Consider the following 6,460-nt stretch of genomic DNA (forward strand, 5'->3'; position numbering starts at 1 on the left):
GAAATATGACCGCAATTATCATACCCTCGCTGGACCATTTGTGAATGTTTCGCAACAGTCTTCCGCCGAAAACAACATAGCTTATGTCTTTAACACTGCTGTAAGCCAGCTCTACCGAAGGATGGTAATAGATCATGAGTAGGATGCCCGACACTACGGCAATTAAAAACAGATTTAGCGTGATAAGTCCTAAACCAAATGTATATGTGGGTCTTAAGGTATTTATGTGGGTTCTGGCGCCCTGGAAGTGGAGGAAAAAGTTGTTAACGATTATAGCAACTCTTGACCTGTCAGATATGGGTTTGCCGTGCCGTAGAAAGGAACTTATAAATGAACTCTTAAGCGATAGTAGATTATCTTTGAGTTCCTCGAGTCCTGACCGCTTCGACGCACTCATAAACGCTCCTTAATTTAAACTTTAAACGTAGTCCCCGGTTTTACTTCTTTGGCGGCATCAACCACAAGGGTGCCGTCCATACTTTCGCTTATATCCAACCAGGCCAGATTTCGCGGTGCGGGTCCGCCGATAACTTTGCCGCTTTTATTATACTGTGAGCCGTGGCAGGGACACTGAAAACCCCAATCGGTAGTATACACAATACACCCCAGATGCGTGCATACACTGGATATGGCATGAATTCCATCATTGGTGGCAAATATAAAGACCTTTTTATCATCAAGTTTTTTTACAGTGCCTACCGAAAAATTATCGGGTTTTCCAATCTTGAATTTTTGTGACTCTTCATAGAGAACATTCGGTTTCGGTATTCTTAACATCCCGGCAACAGCAGTCAAAGATGATAAAATCACAGCTCCTACAGATGCCAGACCGAGAAAGTCCCGTCTGGATGCCCCTGCATTTTCCTGGGTCTCATCGCTCATTTCCCTATATCCTCCTTAAAAGTAAACTCTTCCATCGTTATGGCATCGGCCGGGCACCGTTCGGCACAAAGGCCGCAGCGAATACAAATTGTTTCATCCTTTATAATGGCTCCCACTTCAGAGAGTGGCATGTCGCCATAATAGTTTTTCAGTAGCTCATCAAAAGCAACGTTTCCCTGAAGGCTTTCCACTGAAACAAGTTTCAGACACTTTTCCGGGCACACGTCCGCACATCTTCCGCAAAAGATACATTTACCACTGTCAAAGATCGTGTTAATCCCACAATCAAGACAGCGACTCGCTTCGCAAAGGGCTTGTTTGGTGGTATAACTGTGCTCGACCGGTCGATCAAGTTTGGTAAGGCGCTCTTGCAGGGGCAATGATGGTGGAGCCAGGCGGGGCTGCTTTTCATAACCAAGTTCCCGTCCATACGACGATAAAGGGAAGTGCAATTCCGTATCCTCGGCAGTGATCTGATATCCGGTCAACTTTTCATAAATAGTGCGGGCCACAGCCTTGCCTGAGGCTACGGCATGGATGAGCAACTTCGGGCCGTAAGCCAGGTCGCCGGCAACAAAGACGTCCGGGGCCGATGTACTTCCGGCCAAAGGATCGCAGACGATGTGCCGGCTGTCGGTCATCCGGAGGTCGTCACGCTCGATATCAATGAAAGATAGGTCGGAGGATTGGCCTATGGCGATGATCACATTGTCACACTGCATGAAGTAATCCGAGCCTTCAATGGGAATAGGTCGCCGGCGGCCGCTCGAGTCTGGTTGGCCCAGTTTCATCTTTTGGCACCACAGACCTCGTACTTCTCCACGCTCATTTTTCTCGATTCTAACCGGGTTGGTCAGCAGATGGAAGCGTATGCCTTCCTCCTCGGTCTCGTAAATTTCCGCCTGGTTGGCAGGCATTTCTACTCTTGATCGGCGATAGACTACGTTTATTTCCCTGCCCTTGAGGCGCATGGCAGCGTGAGCGGTATCCATGACGAGATATTCTTCCCAATGGTCCCTATTCTCATCTTCGATTCCAACTCGCAAGGCGGTTCGGGCGGAGTCCATAGCGGCGTCCCCACCACCAATGACGACAACGCGCGGGCCAAGCTTTGTAGCATTCCCAAGGGAAACATGACGAAGGAATTCCACCCCGCCTAAGACTCCCTGCGCATCACTGCCCGGTATCGGGAGCTTGCGCGATCGCTTCGCCCCCACGGCTATGACTATTGCATCGTGCTGTTTTCGTAGCTCGGGAAACGAGATGTCACGCCCAACGCAGCAATTCGTGACCGCCTTTACGCCCAACGAAAGAATTACTTCCACTTCGGCCTGAACGAGGTCACGAGGGAGGCGGTATGCTGGGATACCTACCATAAGCATGCCTCCCAGCACAGGCTCCATTTCATAAATCGTGACCGAGAACCCAAGTAAGGCCAGATCGTGCGCCGCCGCCAATCCAGCCGGACCGCTACCAATGATGCCGACACTCTTGCCGTCAACACGTGGAATCCGCCCGCTTGTCAATGACTGGAGAAACGGCAGAAGTTCCTCCTTGCCCTGACATTGTCGCGGCGCATACCGCTGGGAGGCTTTCTTAAGGAACTCGATCAGGTTTTCCCTTACATCCGGCCGGCGACCAGGTCCAAAGCGGTCGCATACATATCGCTTTAGTGCGCGGATGGCGACCGGTTCATCGCAATTACATCGCCGGCAAGCCTGCTCACACGATGCTCCGCATACACTACCGCAGATCGACGCAAGCGGATTCGGTCCGCGGGCAATCAGATAGGCCAGTTCGAACTGCCCGGCCGCAATGGCACGCACATAACCCCTCGCATCTGTGTGAACCGGACAGGCATACTGGCATTTAATCTGCTTTTTCCAATATTCAAGATCGGGAATTTCAACAGAAAATTTATTTTTCTTCATTGCACCTGACAACTTTCAATATTCAGATAACTCACCGGGTTTGGATTGATCTCTTAACTATTTCCGCGCTTTTGACCAATAATGTTGATCAGATCTATCATTTTTTTAGGAGTAAGTGGTATCTTGGCATAGCCATCCAAACCCTCGCGCATTGTTTCTCTCAGCATATCGTTCTTGCCAAATCCGGATACAATAATTACTGAAATTTCAGGATGATTTTTCTTGATCCACGGCAAAAGCTCTATGGCCTCGGTATTTGGTCGGACAATCTCCGTGATGAGGAGATCGTATAAAATCAGCATGCGTGCTGAATCATCGATTTTTCTGCGGGCTTCTTCAACGTCGTAGGCCGAATCCACAATAAAGCCCTCTCTTTTAAGATGCCGAATTATTGTGTGGACAAATTCTGCTTCGTCATCCACCACCAATATCCGTTTTATAGATTTAAACATAAGCCATTAGATCGAGTGCTTCTTTTCAAGTTGTTGAAATGATCTCCTAACATTTAGGCATTAACAAATCAGACAAAAAAGATCCGCAGAACACCCCGCAGCTCGGACACCGCCCTTCTTCAATTTGGACCAGCGTCTGCTGCTACTTATCAGAGAACTGGAAGTTCACCTTCTTTTGCTCGCCGGCCTTCAACGTCACCTGAACCTGCTGCTGCCCCAATTTTTCGTGCCACACCTCGATGTTATAGGTTCCGGCCGGGATATCCGTGATGGTGTAGGCTCCATCCTCTGCGGTAATCGCGTAATAGGGATGATCCAGGACGGCGATCCACCCGTTCATCCAGTCATGAGTATCGCACATGATCTGCACAATCCCTCGCCGTTTGAGGGTCTTCTCAATTACCTGATCCTGAATAGGTTGAGCCAGATTAAAAAGGGTTCGGTTCCGGAGAAACGCGTGGGTGTTGTGAAGCACGGGATCACGGTTAACTATCTCCAGTTTGCCTCGGGTGCGTGCCGCCTGGAAATGCGGTAGGAACCGTCCGCCTTTGTTTTGAACCTTGGAACGAAGGTCGGGCCACGGTTTTCCCTGCATGATCCCCTCGATGGTGACAAGCACATTCTTGATCTTGCCTGCCCGCGACACAATCAGCCGCTCGTCGGGAACCTTCTCGCCGAAGACATCGGCATCCTTTGTCACCCAGATCACATAGGCCTCGGGAGGCGGCCCTTTAAAAAGGGCCTCTCCGGCAATGGTAGCACCGTTAGAAACGGCCGCCTCCCGGTATTTCTCTTTGCCTTCTGCCGGACTAAGCAAAAGCAGAGAAAGAAGGCTGACCCCCACCAGTTTACAGATCCAGAACGAGCGGGAGAAAGCGCTACTCCGCGTGCTATTCTTAGCGATCGACAACATAGATATACATCTCCATGGGGCCTTCCTTGGTTAAGTCCACGTGGTTGCTACAGGTCATTTTGAACGCGCCGGCTTTGTCGGCAACGAAACTGATCGTTTTCTCCTCCCCCCTGTTGATGAGTTCCCCCTTGACACCAAAGGCCGGAATCTCAATGATGTGTTTTGACCCCTTAATGTCATGGATCTTGAGAATGACGACGTCGTCCTTGTTGACCACGATGGAGCCAGGGATAAAGGCGTACCGCTCGATCTTCTTCACTTTCGCGCCGCTCCGGCCGACCACGGGGGCCTCGCCTTTTTTGGCCACCCATTTCGGCTCGACGGTCACAACGCGAAATTCTTTTTCATCCGCCTGAACAGGCCCCGGATTCCCTATAATTAGCAGAAGCCCGAAGATGCCCAGCACTCCAAATAAACACAATCTCGTCAGTTTCATAAAACCTCCTTTTCTTAATGTTAATGATGGGTTAAGAACTCCCTTTAACAACACAAAATTATGAAAAATTTTGATTCTTTTCCCGGTATGAACCGAGACCCTTTGCCTGCATTGTATCCACAGCAAAATGTATGCCACAGGCGGCATGATTGCCAAATTCGCTCCTAACTGCATGTGATTACGTTGTTTTTATAATACGGGGACACAGAATGGAGAGGATAGGAGATCGACTAAAAGGTCGCCAGGGTTTGACCATTTAAAGGATAGCCTGAGCAACATAAGGCCATAACATTTTGGTATAAAAGTATAAATCGTCCGGCGACCTTTTTGGCGCTCATATGCGACCTAAATGTCGCCTAACAGAGACTTCCAGCGGGGGTCATCTTTCATCAGGGCGATCTTTCGCTGGACCTGTCTTACCGAAACACCCAATATCTGGGCAGTCTTTTGGCGGTCTCCTTTGGTTTGGGCTAACACAAAAGCGAAGTGCACATTGGAGTTTTCCTTCAGGTTGCAAAGTGTGCGGGCAAAGGAAGGAACTGCAACAGACTCCATCCCCAGATGTTGCGGTAAAATTAGTCCTGATTCGGCCAGCAATACTGCATTTTCCACCAGAGCGGCTAATTCGCGTACATTACCTGGATATTCTTTGCCGACCAATCTATCCATGGCCTCAGGGCTGAAACCGCTCATAGTCTTAGCATGTTTCGTGCATGCAATTTTTTGAAAATAGGAGGCTAAAAGGAGGATATCGCCTTCCCTTTCCCGCAGGGGAGGGAGATGGATGTGGGCCGCTCTCAGCCTGTACAACAGATCCAGCCTGAATCTGCCTTCCTGGCAGGCCTTGTCCAGATCCTGGTTCGTGGCGGAGATGATCCGGACATCAATAGAAACAGGGGTCGTTTCAGATATACGGAGGACCGATTTTTCCTCCAGCACTCGCAGGAGCTTGGCTTGCAGTTTGAAGGGCAGCTCCCCGATTTCATCCAGAAAGAGTGTTCCGCCATCGGCCTGCTCGAAGAAACCGGGGTGCCCCTTGTCAGCTCCTGTAAAGGCCCCCTTGATATGCCCGAAAAACTGGCTCTCAAAGAGCGTCTCGGGAATGGAAGATACATTCACTGCTATAAAAGGAACACCCGCAGACGAGTTGATATGATGGATGCCGCGGGCCAGCAACTCCTTGCCGGTTCCTGACTCCCCGCTTATCAGGATAGGGTTGCCGCTGCGGGCCATGACCGCTGCATAGGAAAGCAGTTCTGCTATCCTGGGGCACTGGGTGACAAGATCGGAGAAGGCCTCAGGTATTGCAACTGCCCTACTTCCGGTGCGCGCTCCGGCCAGGCCGGCAAGAAGACCTTTATGTTCATAGGCCCGTTCAATGGATAAAATGAGCCGTTCGTTATCCACGGGTTTAACAAGATAGTCGTAAGCTCCGAGGCGAACGGCCCTGACCGCTGAAGCGATATCATCCACTGCGGTCACGAGGATAAACTCGGTTTGAAGTTTGAAGGGTTTTGTGGATTTAAGAACCTGAAAACCATCCACTTCAGGCATCAGGAGGTCCAGAAGAACAATGTCAAAATCTTTATTTTTGATCCTGCCGATCGCATCCCTGCCATTGTCACAGATCTCCACATTCGAAAAGCCCCGCCGTTTAAGTAAACGCCTGACCGAGTTCAAGGCTACCACTTCATCGTCAACAACTAAAATCCTCACAGTCTTTGCCTCCCGATGCTGTTAATGATTTCGAGCAAGTGCTCCATCTTGAATGGTTTTTCCAGAAAATGATCCGCTGCCGGGATGCGGTCAGGCTTTTGCTTGAATGCATTCGGGTTATTAGAATACA

7 protein-coding genes are annotated in these 6,460 nt (G+C 49.9%); all 7 read right to left on the bottom strand.

Annotation, left to right across the window (positions count from 1 at the left end):
- Window positions 1-397, bottom strand: a 397-nt coding sequence (locus V3S16_RS11405) for a DUF4405 domain-containing protein (RefSeq protein ID WP_413885026.1), incomplete at its 3' end; no start/stop codon positions are given.
- A gap of 14 nt (window positions 398-411) precedes the next feature.
- Complete coding sequence (locus tag V3S16_RS11410) at window positions 412-882, bottom strand: ubiquinol-cytochrome c reductase iron-sulfur subunit (protein WP_413885028.1); 471 nt, start codon at window positions 880-882, stop codon at window positions 412-414.
- Window positions 879-2,813: an FAD-dependent oxidoreductase gene (locus V3S16_RS11415; RefSeq protein WP_413885030.1), complete on the bottom strand. Its 1,935-nt coding sequence runs from the start codon at window positions 2,811-2,813 to the stop codon at window positions 879-881. The genes V3S16_RS11410 and V3S16_RS11415 overlap by 4 nt, the downstream gene beginning before the upstream one ends.
- A gap of 53 nt (window positions 2,814-2,866) precedes the next feature.
- Window positions 2,867-3,265 (bottom strand): response regulator, encoded by a 399-nt coding sequence (locus V3S16_RS11420; protein ID WP_413885032.1) that lies wholly within the window; start codon window positions 3,263-3,265, stop codon window positions 2,867-2,869.
- A gap of 142 nt (window positions 3,266-3,407) precedes the next feature.
- Window positions 3,408-4,178, bottom strand: coding sequence for a carboxypeptidase regulatory-like domain-containing protein (locus tag V3S16_RS11425; protein ID WP_413885034.1), 771 nt, complete (start codon window positions 4,176-4,178; stop codon window positions 3,408-3,410).
- Window positions 4,162-4,614, bottom strand: a complete 453-nt coding sequence (locus V3S16_RS11430; protein ID WP_413885036.1) for a hypothetical protein — start codon at window positions 4,612-4,614, stop codon at window positions 4,162-4,164. Before V3S16_RS11430 ends, V3S16_RS11425 begins: the two co-directional genes overlap by 17 nt.
- A 345-nt stretch (window positions 4,615-4,959) precedes the next feature.
- Window positions 4,960-6,330, bottom strand: coding sequence for a sigma-54-dependent transcriptional regulator (locus V3S16_RS11435; protein WP_413885038.1), 1,371 nt, complete (start codon window positions 6,328-6,330; stop codon window positions 4,960-4,962).
- Window positions 6,331-6,460: the final 130 nt, after the last annotated feature.

The sequence above is a fragment of the Candidatus Desulfatibia sp. genome, from assembly GCF_036446775.1.
Classification (GTDB): Bacteria; Desulfobacterota; Desulfobacteria; order Desulfobacterales; family UBA11574; genus Desulfatibia_A.